Origin of the sequence: Streptomyces sp. NBC_01525 (genome assembly GCF_045040405.1) — a bacterium.
Taxonomy (GTDB): Bacteria; Actinomycetota; Actinomycetes; order Streptomycetales; family Streptomycetaceae; genus Streptomyces; species Streptomyces benahoarensis.
On sequence record NZ_CP109397.1, the window covers coordinates 4,873,952 to 4,888,832 of the forward strand.

General features: G+C 71.7%; 18 protein-coding genes. 12 read left to right on the top strand and 6 right to left on the bottom strand.

The genetic code is table 11. The features are described 5' to 3' along the window. Positions 1 to 24 precede the first annotated feature (24 nt). Positions 25 to 981, top strand: a complete 957-nt coding sequence (meaB, locus tag OG422_RS21945; RefSeq protein WP_143939943.1) for a methylmalonyl Co-A mutase-associated GTPase MeaB — start codon at positions 25 to 27, stop codon at positions 979 to 981. Positions 982 to 1,061: 80 nt separating this feature from the next. On the opposite strand, the gene OG422_RS21950 is transcribed toward meaB, so the two are convergent. Then, positions 1,062 to 1,748 (bottom strand): PepSY domain-containing protein, encoded by a 687-nt coding sequence (locus tag OG422_RS21950; protein WP_405744631.1) that lies wholly within the window; start codon positions 1,746 to 1,748, stop codon positions 1,062 to 1,064. Between the two features lie 110 nt (positions 1,749 to 1,858). Here OG422_RS21950 and OG422_RS21955 point away from each other — a divergent pair, with 110 nt between their 5' ends. After that, positions 1,859 to 2,548, top strand: a complete 690-nt coding sequence (locus tag OG422_RS21955) for a response regulator transcription factor (protein WP_143939945.1) — start codon at positions 1,859 to 1,861, stop codon at positions 2,546 to 2,548. Next, positions 2,541 to 3,926 carry an ATP-binding protein gene (locus OG422_RS21960; RefSeq protein WP_405744635.1) on the top strand — a complete coding sequence of 462 codons (1,386 nt, stop codon included), beginning with the start codon at positions 2,541 to 2,543 and terminating at the stop codon, positions 3,924 to 3,926. Before OG422_RS21955 ends, OG422_RS21960 begins: the two co-directional genes overlap by 8 nt. A 95-nt stretch (positions 3,927 to 4,021) precedes the next feature. Here the strand turns inward: OG422_RS21960 and OG422_RS21965 are convergent, their stop codons facing one another. From OG422_RS21965 to OG422_RS21980, 4 genes are all read right to left on the bottom strand, one after another. Then, positions 4,022 to 4,498, bottom strand: a complete 477-nt coding sequence (locus OG422_RS21965; RefSeq protein WP_143939947.1) for a MarR family winged helix-turn-helix transcriptional regulator — start codon at positions 4,496 to 4,498, stop codon at positions 4,022 to 4,024. A gap of 143 nt (positions 4,499 to 4,641) precedes the next feature. Then, entirely contained in the window at positions 4,642 to 5,415 is a 774-nt protein-coding gene (locus OG422_RS21970) for an AIM24 family protein (protein ID WP_405744638.1), read from the bottom strand. Then, complete coding sequence (locus OG422_RS21975; RefSeq protein ID WP_405744641.1) at positions 5,412 to 6,062, bottom strand: AIM24 family protein; 651 nt, start codon at positions 6,060 to 6,062, stop codon at positions 5,412 to 5,414. The genes OG422_RS21970 and OG422_RS21975 overlap by 4 nt, the downstream gene beginning before the upstream one ends. Then, a complete protein-coding gene (locus OG422_RS21980; RefSeq protein ID WP_143939950.1) occupies positions 6,062 to 6,700 on the bottom strand; it encodes an AIM24 family protein in 639 nt (212 codons plus the stop codon). The genes OG422_RS21975 and OG422_RS21980 overlap by 1 nt, the downstream gene beginning before the upstream one ends. Before the next feature lie 241 nt (positions 6,701 to 6,941). Between OG422_RS21980 and OG422_RS21985 the strand changes: the two genes are divergently transcribed. From OG422_RS21985 to OG422_RS22015, 7 genes are all read left to right on the top strand, one after another. After that, on the top strand, positions 6,942 to 7,286 hold the full coding sequence (locus OG422_RS21985) for a DUF3817 domain-containing protein (protein ID WP_143939951.1): 345 nt from the start codon (positions 6,942 to 6,944) through the stop codon (positions 7,284 to 7,286). After that, a complete protein-coding gene (locus tag OG422_RS21990; RefSeq protein ID WP_405744645.1) occupies positions 7,283 to 7,606 on the top strand; it encodes an MTH1187 family thiamine-binding protein in 324 nt (107 codons plus the stop codon). The genes OG422_RS21985 and OG422_RS21990 overlap by 4 nt, the downstream gene beginning before the upstream one ends. 179 nt (positions 7,607 to 7,785) lie before the next feature. Beyond that, positions 7,786 to 8,295, top strand: a complete 510-nt coding sequence (locus OG422_RS21995; RefSeq protein ID WP_143939953.1) for a MarR family winged helix-turn-helix transcriptional regulator — start codon at positions 7,786 to 7,788, stop codon at positions 8,293 to 8,295. Positions 8,296 to 8,499: 204 nt separating this feature from the next. Beyond that, positions 8,500 to 8,832, top strand: coding sequence for a DUF3817 domain-containing protein (locus OG422_RS22000; protein WP_143939954.1), 333 nt, complete (start codon positions 8,500 to 8,502; stop codon positions 8,830 to 8,832). 157 nt (positions 8,833 to 8,989) lie between these two features. Beyond that, a complete protein-coding gene (locus OG422_RS22005) occupies positions 8,990 to 10,690 on the top strand; it encodes a methylmalonyl-CoA mutase (RefSeq protein ID WP_405744648.1) in 1,701 nt (566 codons plus the stop codon). Continuing rightward, on the top strand, positions 10,641 to 11,360 hold the full coding sequence (locus OG422_RS22010) for a DUF5753 domain-containing protein (RefSeq protein WP_405744651.1): 720 nt from the start codon (positions 10,641 to 10,643) through the stop codon (positions 11,358 to 11,360). Before OG422_RS22005 ends, OG422_RS22010 begins: the two co-directional genes overlap by 50 nt. Continuing rightward, positions 11,357 to 11,569 carry a DUF397 domain-containing protein gene (locus tag OG422_RS22015; RefSeq protein WP_143939957.1) on the top strand — a complete coding sequence of 71 codons (213 nt, stop codon included), beginning with the start codon at positions 11,357 to 11,359 and terminating at the stop codon, positions 11,567 to 11,569. The genes OG422_RS22010 and OG422_RS22015 overlap by 4 nt, the downstream gene beginning before the upstream one ends. A gap of 115 nt (positions 11,570 to 11,684) precedes the next feature. On the opposite strand, the gene OG422_RS22020 is transcribed toward OG422_RS22015, so the two are convergent. Beyond that, complete coding sequence (locus tag OG422_RS22020; RefSeq protein ID WP_405744654.1) at positions 11,685 to 12,329, bottom strand: TetR/AcrR family transcriptional regulator; 645 nt, start codon at positions 12,327 to 12,329, stop codon at positions 11,685 to 11,687. A gap of 325 nt (positions 12,330 to 12,654) precedes the next feature. On the opposite strand from OG422_RS22020, the gene OG422_RS22025 reads away from it, so the two are divergent. Both OG422_RS22025 and OG422_RS22030 read left to right on the top strand, forming a co-directional pair. Next, on the top strand, positions 12,655 to 13,620 hold the full coding sequence (locus OG422_RS22025) for a tetratricopeptide repeat protein (protein WP_143939959.1): 966 nt from the start codon (positions 12,655 to 12,657) through the stop codon (positions 13,618 to 13,620). A 603-nt stretch (positions 13,621 to 14,223) separates the two neighbouring features. Next, positions 14,224 to 14,841 (top strand): DUF6230 family protein, encoded by a 618-nt coding sequence (locus OG422_RS22030; protein ID WP_143939960.1) that lies wholly within the window; start codon positions 14,224 to 14,226, stop codon positions 14,839 to 14,841. Positions 14,842 to 14,881 lie beyond the last annotated feature (40 nt).

Genomic DNA, 14,881 nt, shown 5'->3' on the forward strand with positions numbered 1-14,881 from the left:
AGAAGCCGAAGGAGCCGAGCAGCGATGGTGGACGTCCCGCAGCTGGTGGAGCAGGCACGGCAGGGCCGGCCCCGGGCGGTGGCCCGGCTGATCTCCCTGGTGGAGGGAGCCTCCCCGCATCTGCGGGAGGTGATGGCGGCGCTGGCCCCGCTGACCGGCAACGCCTATGTCGTCGGGCTGACCGGCTCGCCCGGCGTCGGGAAGTCCACCACCACCTCGGCGCTGGTCACCGCGTACCGCAAGGCGGGGAAGCGGGTCGGGGTGCTGGCGGTGGACCCGTCCTCGCCGTTCTCCGGCGGGGCGCTGCTCGGCGACCGGATCCGGATGAGCGACCACGCCTCCGACCCCGGCGTCTACATCCGGTCGATGGCCACCCGCGGCCATCTGGGCGGCCTCGCCTGGGCGGCGCCGCAGGCGATCCGGGTGCTGGATGCGGCCGGGTGCGACGTGATCCTCGTCGAGACGGTCGGCGTGGGGCAGTCCGAGGTGGAGATCGCCTCCCAGGCCGACACCAGCGTGGTCCTGCTGGCGCCGGGCATGGGCGACGGCATCCAGGCGGCGAAGGCCGGAATCCTGGAGATCGGCGACGTCTACGTGGTCAACAAGGCCGACCGGGACGGCGCGGACGCCACCGCCCGGGAGCTGAACCACATGCTCGGGCTGGGCGCCGCGCGGGCCGCCGGGGACTGGCGGCCGCCGATCGTCAAGACCGTCGCGGCGCGCGCGGAGGGCGTCGACGAGGTCGTCGAGGCGCTGGAGAAGCACCGGGCGTGGATGGAGGAGCACGGCGTCCTGGCCCGCCGCCGCCACGCCCGCGCCGCCCAGGAGGTCGAGACCATCGCGGTCACGGCGCTGCGCGAACGGATCGGCGACCTGCACGGCGACCGGCGCCTGGAGGCCCTCGCGGACCGCATCGTCGCGGGTGACTGCGATCCGTACCGGGCGGCGGACGAGCTGGTCGAGGGGATCACCGGGAGCTGACGCGGGCTGTACGGCTGCGGCCCCGGCTCCCGCACGGTGCGGGAGCCGGGGCCGCAGCCGTTGGGCCGGGACGCGGCGGCTCAGTCGTCCGCACCGTCGTGGTCCCCGGCACCGTCGTGGTCGGCGTGGTCGTCGTCCGCCGGGGCGGCGCTCACCGCGGCCGTGCGCGGGTCGACGAGGTAGGTGTGCTCCCGGCCGTCCCGGGTGACGGTCTCGACCTCCCAGACGGCCTTCGCGGGGTCGTCCTCGAAGTCCACGGACGTCACCGTGCCACGCCGCTGGCCGACGGCGCGGGCGGCGTCCGCCGCGCCCACCGTGGTGCCCCGCAGCGCCGCCCGCGCCCGGTCCTGGCCGTGCGCGCCGCTCGTGTCCCGGTCGACGTGGGAGTGGAGCACGCGGGTGGTGAGGGCGTCGAGGGTGAGGCCGTGCCAGGCGCCGTCGCGGCCGAGCACGTCGGCCTCCCAGACCAGGGCGCCGCGGTCCTCGTCCAGTTCGATCTCGGTGACCGTGCCCGGGACCGCCCGCACCGCGGCGACGGCGGCCTGTGCGGCGCCGGTCTTCGCCCCGGCGGCCCTCTGGGCGTCCCCGGACTCCTCGCGGCCGTCCGCGCCGTCCGCCCCGGCGGTCGCCGCGAGTTGTGCGGAGGTCTGGGCGCCGGACTGCGGGCTGCCGGGGCCGTCGTCCGTGGTGACGGCGACGGCGGTCGTGGCGCCCCCGGCGATGAGGACGGTGGCGGCGGTGGCGGCGAGAACGAAACGGCGCTTCATGGTGGTTGCTCCCCTGTGATCGGCGATGACCCCACCGTGGCAAAACGAAGCTGAAGCGGAGCTGAAGGACCCTGAAGAGCGCTTCAGGAACGGGGTGCGAAGCTGAGCGCATGCCTGATCCCACGCCCGCGCGCCCGTTCCGCCTGCTGATCGTCGAGGACGAGAAACGGCTGGCCCGCGCGCTCGCCGGCGGCCTGCGCGCCGAGGGCTACACCGTCGACGTGGTCCACGACGGCACCGAGGGCCTGCGCCGCGCGGGCGAGGGCACCCACGACCTGATCGTGCTGGACATCATGCTGCCGGGGCTCAACGGCTACCGCGTCTGCGCCGCGCTCCGGGCCGCCGGGAGTGACGTGCCCGTCCTGATGCTGACCGCCAAGGACGGCGAGTACGACGAGGCCGAGGGGCTCGACACCGGCGCCGACGACTACCTCACCAAACCGTTCTCGTACGTGGTCCTCGTCGCGCGGGTCAAGGCCCTGCTGCGGCGCCACGGGCGGACGGCCGCGCCGGTGCTGCGGATCGGTGCCCTCACCGTCGACCAGGGCGCGCACACCGTGCTGCGGGACGGCGCCGAGGTGACGTTGACCGCGAAGGAGTTCGCCGTCCTGGAACAGCTCGCGCTGCGCGCCGGGGAGGTGGTCTCCAAGGCCGAGATCCTCGACCACGTCTGGGACTTCGCCTACGAGGGCGACCTCAATATCGTCGAGGTGTACGTCAGCGCCCTCCGCCGCAAGCTGGGCGCCGGGCACATCGTCACCGTGCGCGGCGCCGGGTACCGGCTGGTGGCCGATGCGTGAGGCGTTCGGTTCGGTGCGCGCCCGGGCGACGGCCGGGGCGACGCTGGTGGTGGCGCTGGCCCTGGTCATGGCCGGGACGGCGCTGCTGCTGGTGCTGCGCGGCAACCTCCGCGACCAGACCGACCTCCAGGCCGAGGTCGCCGCCCGCGCCGTCGCCGTACGGGTCGCCACCGGCTCCGTCCACGGCGATCTGCATCTGCCGGACGGCGACGACCGCCCGGTGGTGGTCACCGACGACGACGGCCGGCTGCTGGCCGTGGGCGACGAGGTCGAGGAGGTCGACGGGCGGCGGGTCACCGGCGCGCCCGACGGCGACGGCTCCGACGAGGTGACGGGCGACGGCCATCACGGCGAGGTCGACGACGACGTGAAGGTGGCCGACGGCACCGCGACCGTCGACGGGCACCGCGCCGACTACCGTTTCGCGACCGTCGAGGCGGAGGACGCCAGCGGCCGCAAGGCGGTGGTGCGCGCCGGGGCGCCGCTCGCGCCGTCCCAGCAGGCCGTGGGCTCGCTCCGGACCGCGATGCTGATCGGCCTGCCGCTGCTTTTGCTGGTCGTGGCGGGCGTGACCTGGCTGGTCACCCGGCGGGCGCTGCGGCCCGTGGAGGGCATCCGGGGCGAGATGGCCGCGATCACCGCGAGCACGGACCTCGGCCGCCGGGTGCCGGTGCCCGCGGCGCGGGACGAGATCGGGCGGCTGGCGCGGACCACCAACGAGACGCTGGCGGCGCTGGAGGCATCCGTCGAACGGCAGCGCCGCTTCGTCGCCGACGCCTCCCACGAGCTGCGCAGCCCCCTCGCCAGCCTCCGCACCCAGCTGGAGGTGGGCGCCGCCCACCCGGAGCTGCTGGACGTACCGGGCGCGGTCGAGGACACCGTACGGCTCCAGCAGCTCGCCGCCGATCTGCTGCTGCTGGCGCGGCTGGACGCGGGGGAACGGCCCGTCGGCGCGCCGGTCGCGCTGGCCGCGCTGGTGCGGGAGGAGATGTCGCAGCGGCCCGCCGACCGGATCGCCGTCACGGCCGGGTGGCTGGACGAGGCCGAAGTGACCGGGTCGCGGAGCCAGTTGGGCCGGGTGCTGGGCAATCTGCTGGACAACGCGCAGCGCCACGCCACCGCGGCGGTGCGGGTGGAGGTGGTGCGTGAGGGCGCGGAGGCGGTGCTGCGGGTCGACGACGACGGGCCGGGCGTCCCGCCGGGGGACCGCGAGCGGATCTTCGAGCGGTTCGTCCGGCTCGACGACGCGCGGGCGCGGGACGACGGCGGCGCCGGGCTGGGGCTGGCCATCGCCCGGGACGTGGCCGAGCGGCACGGTGGTTCGCTGCGGGTGCGCGAGGGGTCGGTGTTCGAGCTGCGGCTGCCGGTGACGCGCTGACCTGCGGCGGAGCGGGGGCGGGCCGCGGGGAGCAGGGCCTGCTCCCGGGCGCGCCGCCGGTGCCGCGGTCCGGGGGCGGACCGCGGCGGGTGGGCTCAGAGGGCGCCGCGGTGCTCCCGCAGCCGGGCGGCGACCGGCCCCAGCGAGGAGTGCAGCTGCGCCAGGCCCTCCGGGGTGAAGAGGTCGATGAAGTGCCTGCGCACCGAGGCGACATGGTGCGGCGCGACCCGGCGCATGGTCTCCCAGCCCTCGTCGGTCAGGACGGCGTAGAGCCCGCGGCGGTCCGATTCGCAGTGCTCACGGCGGACCAGACCGGCGTTCTCCATGCGGGTGATCTGGTGCGAGAGACGGCTCTTGGACTGCAGGGTGCTCGACGCGAGATCGCTCATCCGCATCCGGTGGTTCTCGGCCTCGGAGAGGTTGACGAGGATCTCGTAGTCGTTGTTGGTCAGCCCGAACGGCTGGAGATCGCGCTCCAGTTGGTGCATCAGCAGCCTGCTGACGTCCAGATGGGTACGCCAGGCGCGCTGTTCCTGGTCGGTCAGCCAGGGGGTGTCGCTGTCGGTCGTCATGGATGAATTCTACCCGTAAAAGTTGAATGATGAAATAAATGCGGGTCGATCGGGCGGACCGTGCGACGGCCGCCGGTTCCGGCTCCCCGGGCCGGACGTGGTGGCTCAGGCGTTCGAGCTGCTCACCGTGCGCAGACTACCGTTCACAGCCCGAAACGTTGCTGGAGGCCGCCGAACGCACCTGGCAGCTGCGGCACTTGTGAGCCACTTCCTCCGCCGGGACCCCCGCCCCCGGGAATACCCGGCTCCGACGCCATCTCGCCCGTCGGCCGCTCCGCCATCAACTGCTCCGTCGACTGCAGCAGGACCGTACCTGCACCCACGAACTCGAATTGGTGCTCCTCGCCCGACACCCCGCCCAGGCCGGTGTGCGCCCGGACACCGCCGAGGAATCCCCGCAGGTACTGATGGTCGTAGTGGTGGCACGGAGACGGGCAGTCCGCCCAGCCGACGAGGGCCTGCGGGTCCACCCGGATCGGCGGCTCGGCGAAGACCACCGGGCCGTTGGACGCGGCGACGAAGGTGCCGGTGCCCAGCAGCGTCAGAAAGCCCGGAATGATCGACTGCTTCAGCGACAGAGATGGCTGAAACGCGAGCAGATTGCCGGAGCGAATGGTGAGGTTGCCGTCGTCGAGGTCGTAGGAGTTGACGTCGAATGCCCGGTCGGCGAGGACCATCTTGCCCCGGCCCTCGGCCACCACCCAGTCCGCCGCATGCAGCGGTGAATGGAAACTCGTCGAGATCAGCCGCTCCAGCGGACCGTGCCCGACGCCGTGGAAATCGATCGCGCCGTAGTACGCGATCATCTTTCCCTTCTGCAGAAACCACTGCCCCTGAAGCTCCACCGAGAACGCGTAGGCATTGACGTTGTCGTTCCGCGGCAGGGTGTGGACGTCGTGGATGACGGGTGTGCTCACAGCTTCTCCTCCGACGCCTGTACATAGACGGTGCCCTGGCCCGACAGCTCCAGCTGGAACGCCTCGCCCGAGCCGCGGCCGACCATCTCGCGCCAGCCGAGCGCGGCGGAGAGCTTGTTGCGCACTTCGCCGCGGTGGGCGACGTACGCCTGCGGGTCGACGTGGACCGGTTGCTGCGGGGAGATCGGCAGCGCGATGACGCCGCCGTGGGCCATCACCGCCGCCGAGCCGTGCCCCTCAAGGGTGGTGGTGAACAGGCCCTGGCCGGTGACCTGGCCGCGCACCATGCCCATCACGCCGCCCTGTGAGCCCAGGAACATCGTGCCCTGCCGTAGTGAGCCGTCGAACGCCAGCAGCCGGTCGGCCTCGACGTACAGCGTCTCGCCCGTGAGGTCTATGACCTCGACGTGATGGCCGCCGTGGCCGAACATCACCGTGCCGTCGCCCTCCACCGTCATCAGCGGGGTGGCCTCGTTGGCCAGGCGGCGCCCGATCATCGAGCCGATGCCGCCCTGACCGCCCTGGATGTTCGGCGTGAAGGAGACCTCGCCGCGGTAGGCGAGCATCGCGCCGCGCTGGCTGAACAGCTGCGCCCCCGGCGTGATCCGCGCCTCGACCATGCGGGAGTTGAGGACCGTGAACGGCATCAGACCTCACCGCCCACGGTGTTGCGCTCGCTGGGCTGGACGTACACCAGGCCCTCGCCCTCGAAGCGGATCTGGAACGCCTCGCCGGACCCCTCGCCCAGGAACGTGCGGAAGTTCACCCCGGACTGGAAGTGCTGCTTGAGATCGCCGGTGTGCGCGATGTACGCGCCCGGGTCGACCTGGAGCGGATACTCCCGGGTGACCCGCAGCACCACCGCCTGGCCGTCGGAGAGCAGCGCCGCCTGGCCGGTGCCCTCCACGGTGGTGGTGAACAGGCCGTTGCCCTGTGAGGCGCCGCGCAGCCCGGTGAAGGTGGTGCCGGTGCGCAGCGCGGCGTCCGTGCAGAGCAGATTGCTCGCCTCCACGAACAGCTTCTCGCCGTGCAGCTGCACCAGGTTGATCTCGCTCGCGCGGTCGGCGAAATAGCAGGTGCCCTGCCCCTTCACCTCCATGACCGCCATCTGCTCACCGGTCAGGCGCCGGGTGACCATCCCGCGCAGACCCTCACCCCCTCCGGTCTTCTTCTTGAACGACATCTGTCCCTCGTACGCGACCATCGCGCCGTTCTTCGCCTTGACGGCGTCGCCCGACATGTCGACGGCGAGCACCTTGCTCCCGTGGAGCCGAAACTGAGCCACGTCCCGAACGGTAGCCGCAGCGCCACCCGCCGCGGGAGGCCTGTCGACCCCTGATCCGCTCGGGGATCGCCCCCATTCCTCCCGGGCGCCGGGAGGCGTTCCTCCCCTACGGGGCCGCCGCCCGGCCCCCGGCGCGGCGGTTCCGGGAGCGGCTGTAACAATGGACGGCAGGCTTGTGAACCCTTGCACAAGCCGCTTGCCCCCTCCGTCTGTCGCCCCCTGCCACCCGAACGAGGTTCCCGTGGACATCAAGACCGCCGCCGCACTCCACCGGCTCCGCCTGATCTCGGCCCCCGAGGCGATCTCCTTCCTCCTGCTGCTGTGCTGCTCGGTCCTCAAGCGCACCACCAGCTTCGACGGCGTCATGGTCATGGGCATGGTCCACGGCGTGCTGTTCATCCTGTACGTCGTCTTCTGGCTGGATGCCTGGAACCGCGCCAAGTGGGACCTGAAGACCGCCGCCCTCTACTTCCTCCTCTCGGTGCTGCCCACCGGCGGGTTCTTCGCCGAGCGCAAGCTCAAGCGCGAGGCCGAGAGCTCCGTCATCGCCGCCCGCGCCCGCCGGGAAGGCACGGTCAACGCATGATCGTCGCCTTCTCGGTCAGCCCGCTGGGCGTGGGCGAGGACGTCGGCGAGTACGTCGCCGATGCCGTCCGCGTCGTCCGCGAGTCCGGCCTGCCGAACCGCACCGATGCCATGTTCACCTCGATCGAGGGCGAGTGGGACGAGGTGATGGACATCGTCAGGCGCGCCGTCGCCGCCGTCGAGGCCCGCGCGGGCCGGGTTTCCCTGGTCCTCAAGGCCGACATCCGGCCGGGCGTCACCGACGGCCTGACCTCGAAGGTCGCCACCGTCGAGCGCCACCTCGCCGCCGACGCCCCGGCGGACGGCGACGCCCCGGCCTGACCCCGCGCGGCCCCGGCCCCGTACCGCCGCGCCACCCGACGGCCCGTCCGGCCGACGCTCCCTCCCGTACGGGACCGGGCGTCGGCCGGACGGGCCGTTCGCCTTCGGGAAGCGCGGCGGGTCGCCCGTATCCCGAGACGCGTCCGACCGGTATATGGCCGCCCGATAGGGTCGACGGCGTGCCGAAGCCGCTCAGTCTTGCTTTCGATCCCATCGCGCGCGCCGATGAACTCTGGCAGCAGCGCTGGGGAGCCGTGCCGTCGATGTCCGCGATCACCTCGATCATGCGGGCCCACCAGATCCTGCTTTCCGAGGTGGACGCGGTGGTCAAGCCGTACGGTCTGACCTTCGCGCGCTACGAGGCGCTGGTGCTGCTCACCTTCTCGAAGGCGGGGGAGCTGCCGATGTCGAAGATCGGCGAGCGGCTGATGGTCCACCCGACCTCGGTCACCAACACCGTCGACCGGCTGGTCACGTCGGGTCTGGTCGCCAAGCGGCCCAACCCCAACGACGGCCGCGGCACCCTCGCCACCATCACCGGTAAGGGCCGCGAGGTGTGCGACGCCGCCACCCGCGACCTGATGGGGATGGACTTCGGCCTGGGCGCCTACGACGCCGAGGAGTGCGCGGAGATCTTCGCGATGCTCCGCCCGCTGCGCGTCGCCGCGGGCGACTTCGCCGAGGACTGACCGGGCCGCCCGCCGGGAGCCGCCCGGCCCCGCGCCGGGGCCCGCCCGGCCGCCCGCCGGAGGCTCGCCCGGCCGTCGGCGGCGGACCCGCCCGGCCGCCCGGCCAAGGCATCACCTGCCCTTTCCGTCGCGCACCGGACCGGCCACCGGCACGCCACGGGGGTGGCGAAGATCGCCCCAGGAGGTCCGGTTACGCTCGGGGGCATGAAGCCCAGCGTCCTGACCCGCTACCGGGTGATGGCCTACGCCACCGCCGTCATGCTCCTCGTCCTGTGCGCCTGCATGGTGGCCAAGTACGGCTTCGGTGCGGGCAAGGACCTCACCCTCGTCGTCTCCCAGATCCACGGCGTGCTGTTCATCATCTACCTCGTCTTCGCCTTCGACCTGGGCTCCAAGGCGAAGTGGAAGTTCGGCAAGCTGCTGTGGGTGCTGGTCGCCGGTACCATCCCGACCGCCGCGTTCTTCGTCGAGCGCCAGGTCGTCGCCGAGATCCGGCCGCAGCTCCAGGACGGGACACCGCAGCCGGTCAAGGTCTGACCGCGCCGCACCGCCGCCGCCACGCGCCCTCCCCACCCGGGGACGGGCGCGTTCGTGCTGTTCAGGGCAGGTAGGGAACCGGTACTGGGCCCGGTACGGCGGACACGACGGCGGCTTGCCATCGACAAGTACTAGGACGTCCTAGTAAATTCGGGGTATGGACGCCGACGCGATCGAAGAGGGCCGCCTCCGCTGGCAGGCTCGGTACGACTCCGCCCGTAAGCGCGATGCGGACTTCACCACGCTCTCGGGCGACCCCGTGGAGCCCGTCTACGGCCCGCGCCCCGGCGACACCGTCGACGGCTTCGAGCGGATCGGCTGGCCCGGCGAGTACCCCTTCACTCGCGGGCTGCACCCCACCGGCTACCGGGGCCGCACCTGGACCATCCGCCAGTTCGCCGGCTTCGGCAACGCCGAGCAGACCAACGAGCGGTACAAGATGATCCTGGAGGCGGGCGGCGGCGGCCTCTCCGTCGCCTTCGACATGCCGACGCTGATGGGCCGCGACTCCGACGACCCGCGCGCGCTCGGCGAGGTCGGCCACTGCGGCGTCGCCATCGACTCCGCCGCCGACATGGAGATCCTCTTCCGGGACATCCCGCTCGCCGATGTCACCACCTCCATGACGATCAGCGGCCCCGCCGTCCCCGTCTTCTGCATGTACCTCGTCGCCGCCGAACGCCAGGGCGTCGACCCCGCCGTCCTCAACGGCACCCTCCAGACGGACATCTTCAAGGAGTACATCGCCCAGAAGGAGTGGCTCTTCCCGCCCGAGCCGCATCTGCGGCTGATCGGCGACCTGATGGAGCACTGCGCGGCGAAGATCCCCGCGTACAAGCCGCTCTCCGTCTCCGGCTACCACATCCGCGAGGCCGGGGCGACGGCCGCGCAGGAGCTGGCGTACACCCTGGCCGACGGCTTCGGCTACGTCGAGCTGGGCCTCAGCCGCGGCCTGGACGTCAACACCTTCGCGCCCGGCCTGTCCTTCTTCTTCGACGCGCACCTCGACTTCTTCGAGGAGATCGCCAAGTTCCGCGCCGCGCGCCGCATCTGGGCCCGCTGGATGCGCGACGTCTACGGCGCGACCAGCGAGAAGGCGCAGTGGCTGCGGTTCCACACCCAGACCGCCGGGGTCTCGCTCACCGCCCAGCAGCCGTACAACAACGTCGTCCGCACCGCCGTCGAGGCGCTCGCCGCGGTCCTCGGCGGCACCAACTCCCTGCACACCAACGCCCTCGACGAGACCCTGGCGCTCCCCAGCGAACAGGCCGCCGAGATCGCGCTCCGTACCCAGCAGGTGCTGATGGAGGAGACCGGCGTCGCCAACGTCGCCGACCCGCTGGGCGGTTCGTGGTTCATCGAGCAGCTCACCGACCGGATCGAGGCGGACGCCGAGAAGATCTTCGACCGGATCAAGGAGCGCGGCGCCCGGGCCGTCCCGGACGGACAGCACTCCATCGGCCCGGTCACCTCCGGCATCCTGCGCGGCATCGAGGACGGCTGGTTCACCGGCGAGATCGCCGAATCCGCCTTCCGCTACCAGCAGTCCCTGGAGAAGGGCGACAAGAAGGTCGTGGGGGTCAACTGCCACCACGGTTCGGTCACCGGCGACCTGGAGATCCTCCGCGTCAGCCACGAGGTCGAACGCGAACAGGTCCGCACCCTCACCGACCGCAAGGCCGCCCGCAACGACGCCCGCGTCACCGCCTCCCTCGACGCGATGCTCACCGCCGCCCGCACCGGTGGCAACATGATCGAACCCATGCTGGAGGCGGTCCGCGCCGAGGCCACCCTCGGCGAGATCTGCAATGCGCTGCGGGACGAGTGGGGCGTCTACACGGAGCCGGCGGGGTTCTGAGCGGGGCGCGGCTGGACGGCCGCGCCTCCCCGCCGCATCGCCGGGGACCACGGAGTCGTTCGCGCGCGGCTGGGGCGAGATCAGGCACGGCAGCCTGCTGGAGGGATATCCGGAGTACGTGGGGTGCGAGGCCCGGGCGGTCGAACTCCGGATGTTCCAGATCGGGGTCATTCCCGGTCTGCTTCAGACGCCCGCGTACGCAAGGGCCATGGAAGAGGGCAACGTGAGGCGGGGCACGCTCACGCCCGAGCAGGCTGATGAGCGCGTCGCGGTTCTGATGGATCGCCAGGCGGCGCTGGTGCGCCCCAGGCCCCCCACGATGCTCGTGGTGATGGACGAGAGTTGCGTGCGCCGTCCGATCGGTGGCGCCGAGGTCATGGACGAGCAGCTGCGGCACCTTGTGAAGTTCGCCCAGTTGCCGAACTCGATGCTCCAAGTCGCCCCGTACGACATAGGCGAGCGGCGGCCCTTCAACCTGCCGATCAACCTGCTGACGATGTCGGACCGGTCCATGATCGCGTACGCGGAGTCCCAAGCGCAGGGGCACTTGGACCGGGAAGCGACGTTCGTGCTGTCCGTACTGTCGGCCTACCATCAGTTGCAGGCCGAATCGCTGTCCCAGGCGGAATCCGTGGCCATGATCGAGCAGTTGCGAAAGGGCGCCCCGTGACGACCGACTCCCTCCCCCTGACCTGGTTCAAGTCCTCCTACAGCGGCAACGGCGGTGAGTGCATCGAGATCGCCGCCGACCTCGTCGCCTCGCGCGGTGTGGTCCCCGTCCGCGATTCCAAGGATCCGCAGGGCCCGGCGCTGAGCGTTCCCGCCACCGCGTTCGCGTCCTTCGTCGCGGGCGTCAAGGCAGGCGAGCTCCGCACCTGAGCCGGTCCGCGTACGACGAAAGCCCCGCCCGAGCCTCCGAGTTGGAGGGCGGGCGGGGCTTTCGTTCGGCCATCTCGCGGCCGGAAGAGGCGTACGGCGTGCGGTCGGCCCCGCCTCAGTCGAGCCCCGCCAGCCCCGCCAACAGGATCGTGGCGAGGCGGCGGGCCCAGACGGTGTCGACCGGTTCCGCGGAGACCAGGGTGCGGTGGACGACCGTTCCGGCGATGACGTCGAAGATCAGGCCGACCGTCTCGGCGGCGGCCCGGGCGCCGTCGTGGTCGGGCGGGTCCGGGGGGAGTTCGCCGCGTTCCTGGGCGCGTTCGCGGCCCAGGACCACCAGGCGCATCTGCCGGTCGACGATGGCGGTGCGGATGCGTTCGCGCAGCGCCGCGTCGGTCGTCGACTCGGCGACCACCGCCATCAGCGCCGCCTTCGTCTCCGGCCGCTCCAGCAACCTGCCGAACTGCAGGACCACGCCCTCGATATCGGCCTGGAGGCTGCCGCGGTCGGGGAGTTCCAGCTCGTCGAAGAGGACCGCGACGGCGTCGACGACCAGTTCGTTCTTGTGGGCCCAGCGGCGGTAGAGCGTGGTCTTGGCGACCCCGGCGCGGGCGGCGACATCGCCCATGGTGAACCGGCCCCAGCCCAGATCGACCAGGGCGGCCCGTGCCGCGTCGAGGATCGCGCGGTCGGTCTCGACGCTGCGCGGGCGGCCCGTGCGGCGTTTTCGGGGGCAGGAGTGCGGCATGCGGGCGACCATACCGGCCAGTAGTACCGTTCTCGGTGCGGGTCGTGAGGCAGATCACGACGGCGGCTCTCCGGCGGGGGTGCCGCCGCGGGACCACCAGCAGTTACGCTACGGGTCGTAGCGTAAGAGCGACGATCACATCGGCCCGGGTGGGGACCCGCGGCCACGCAGGGGCCCCGCGAGGGGCCGGAATCGGGCGCCAGGCCCGGCCGTGCACCGCATCCCGGCGGAGTGTACGGACGGCCGGAGCATCCGGGAAGAGGGTCCGGTGCGGCCCGCGGGCCGGATTTTCGGTATCGCTTTCCGGAACGGGCCGTTCAGGGGGGAGGATGGACCCATGCAGCCACGCAACATGTCCATGAGTGGAGTCGTCGACCTCGCAGCGGTGAAGGCCGCCGGGGAGGCGAAGCAGAAGGCCGAGCAGGCGCGCGCCGAGGCGGCGCGCACGGGCGAAACGCCCGCCGCCGGCACCCCCTTGGTGATCAATGTCGACGAGGCGGGGTTCCAGCAGGACGTCCTGCAGCGCTCCACCGAAGTGCCGGTCGTCCTCGACTTCTGGGCCGAATGGTGCGAGCCGTGCAAGCAGCTGGGTCCGCTGCTGGAGCGGCTGGCCGGTGAGTACGCCGGAAAGTTCGTGCTCGCCAAGGTCGACGTCGACGCCAACCAGATGCTCTTCCAGCAGTTCGGTGTGCAGGGCATCCCCGCGGTCTTCGCCGTCGTCGCCGGGCAGCCCATCCCGCTGTTCCAGGGCGCGGCCCCCGAGGCACAGATCCGTCAGGTGCTCGACCAGCTGGTCCAGGCCGCCGAGCAGCAGTTCGGCATCGTCGGTGCCCCCGTCGACCCGCAGGCCGCGGGTGCCCCGGCCCCCGTCGAGGCCCCGGCCGGTCCGTACGACGCGGCGCTGGCGGCCGCCGGTGCCGCGCTGGACGCCGGTGATCTGGGCGGCGCCGTGCAGGCGTACAAGAACGTCCTCTCCGACGATCCCGGCAACCCCGAGGCGAAGCTCGGGCTGGCCCAGGCCGAACTGCTGCGCCGGGTGCAGGACCTCGTCCCCGCCGACGTCCGCAAGGTCGCCGCGGAGAACCCGGCCGATGTGCAGGCGCAGATCCACGCCGCCGACCTCGACCTTGTCGGTGGTCATGTCGAGGACGCCTTCGGCCGTCTCGTTGACACGGTCAAGCGCTCCGCCGGTGACGACCGGGAGGCCGCGCGGGTGCGGCTGCTGGAGCTGTTCGAGGTGATCGGCACGGACGATCCGCGGGTCGTCTCGGCGCGTACCGCGCTGGCCCGGGTCCTTTTCTGACGGTCCCCAAGGGCCCGCCCGCCGACCGGGGCGTACGCCGGCCGGGTGAAATGATCAGCGGCCACGCTTTGCCAAACCTTGGCAATCGTGGCCGCTGTTACTCGTAGTAAGTCCGACGGGGTGATGTGTCGGCATACGGTCGCGGATGCCCCGTATTTCCGGGTCGAGCGCGGCGACGCTGCGTGCCCGCGCGATATTGGTCGGTCGCGCCCCGGTGATCTGCCCGTTACCCGCAAGTAACGAACCCCTTGTGCGGCGGCGTGGAATGCACCACGATCGGCCACGCTCGGTCCCTTTCCGTAGTCCGGCAGCCGGCCGGCGCCACGGGCAGATGGGTCCCCACCGAGTGGGTCGGCGGCCCCTGTTGCCGACCGTGGGCAGGGGGGTCCCCGCCATCAACGGCAGGGCCTGTCCAGGAGGTTGCGCGAGAGCGTGGCCAGTGGTTGTCGCTCGGGGGTGATCGCCGGTATTCGGAACGCCTTGCGCCTTTCGAGCACGGGCGCTCTCCTTCCCGAGGACGTAGCACTTCTCCCATCCCGGGTACCGCGGAACTCGACCGAGTCCGCCGGTGCCGGAGATGTACGTCCGAGAAGGAGGAAAGTCATGGAGTCCCTGGCTCGTGGCGGGACCAGATGGAAGCGGTTCGCCGTCGTCATGGTGCCCAGCGTCGCGGCGACCGCCGCGATAGGCGTCGCCCTGTCGCAGGGCGCCCTCGCGGCATCGTTCAGCGTGTCCGGCCAGCAGTTCAAGGTCAGCACCGACCGACTGGAGGGCACCGGCTTCGTTCAGTACGGAGCGGTTGACGCCCAGAAGGACGGCAAGCAGGTACCGGTTGCGGTCTCGGCGTTCTCCGACGCCAAGATCAAGAACCTGTGCCAGTCGGTCGTCGTGCCGGTGCCGGTCTTCGGCGATGTGTCGATGAAGCTGATGGCGGGTGGCGGCGCGACACCGGTCGTGGCGAAGAACCTCTACATCGACCTCGATCAGCTGAACGCCGATGCGACCTTCAAGAACATCAACATCGGTGTGGCCGCGGGGTCGACGTCCAAGGGCCCCGGCATGAAGAAGGGCGACAAGGCCGACCCGGGTTCGTTCGCCCAGGAAGCCGACAAGGCCACGCTGACCGGCGTCCAGCAGACGGCGTGGGCGACCACGGCCGGCACGTTCAAGCTGAGCGGCCTTCAGATGAAGGTCAGCAAGGGCAAGAACGAGTGCTACTGACGCGCTGAGCGTACGGGCGCGGGGCGCGAGGCCGCGGCCG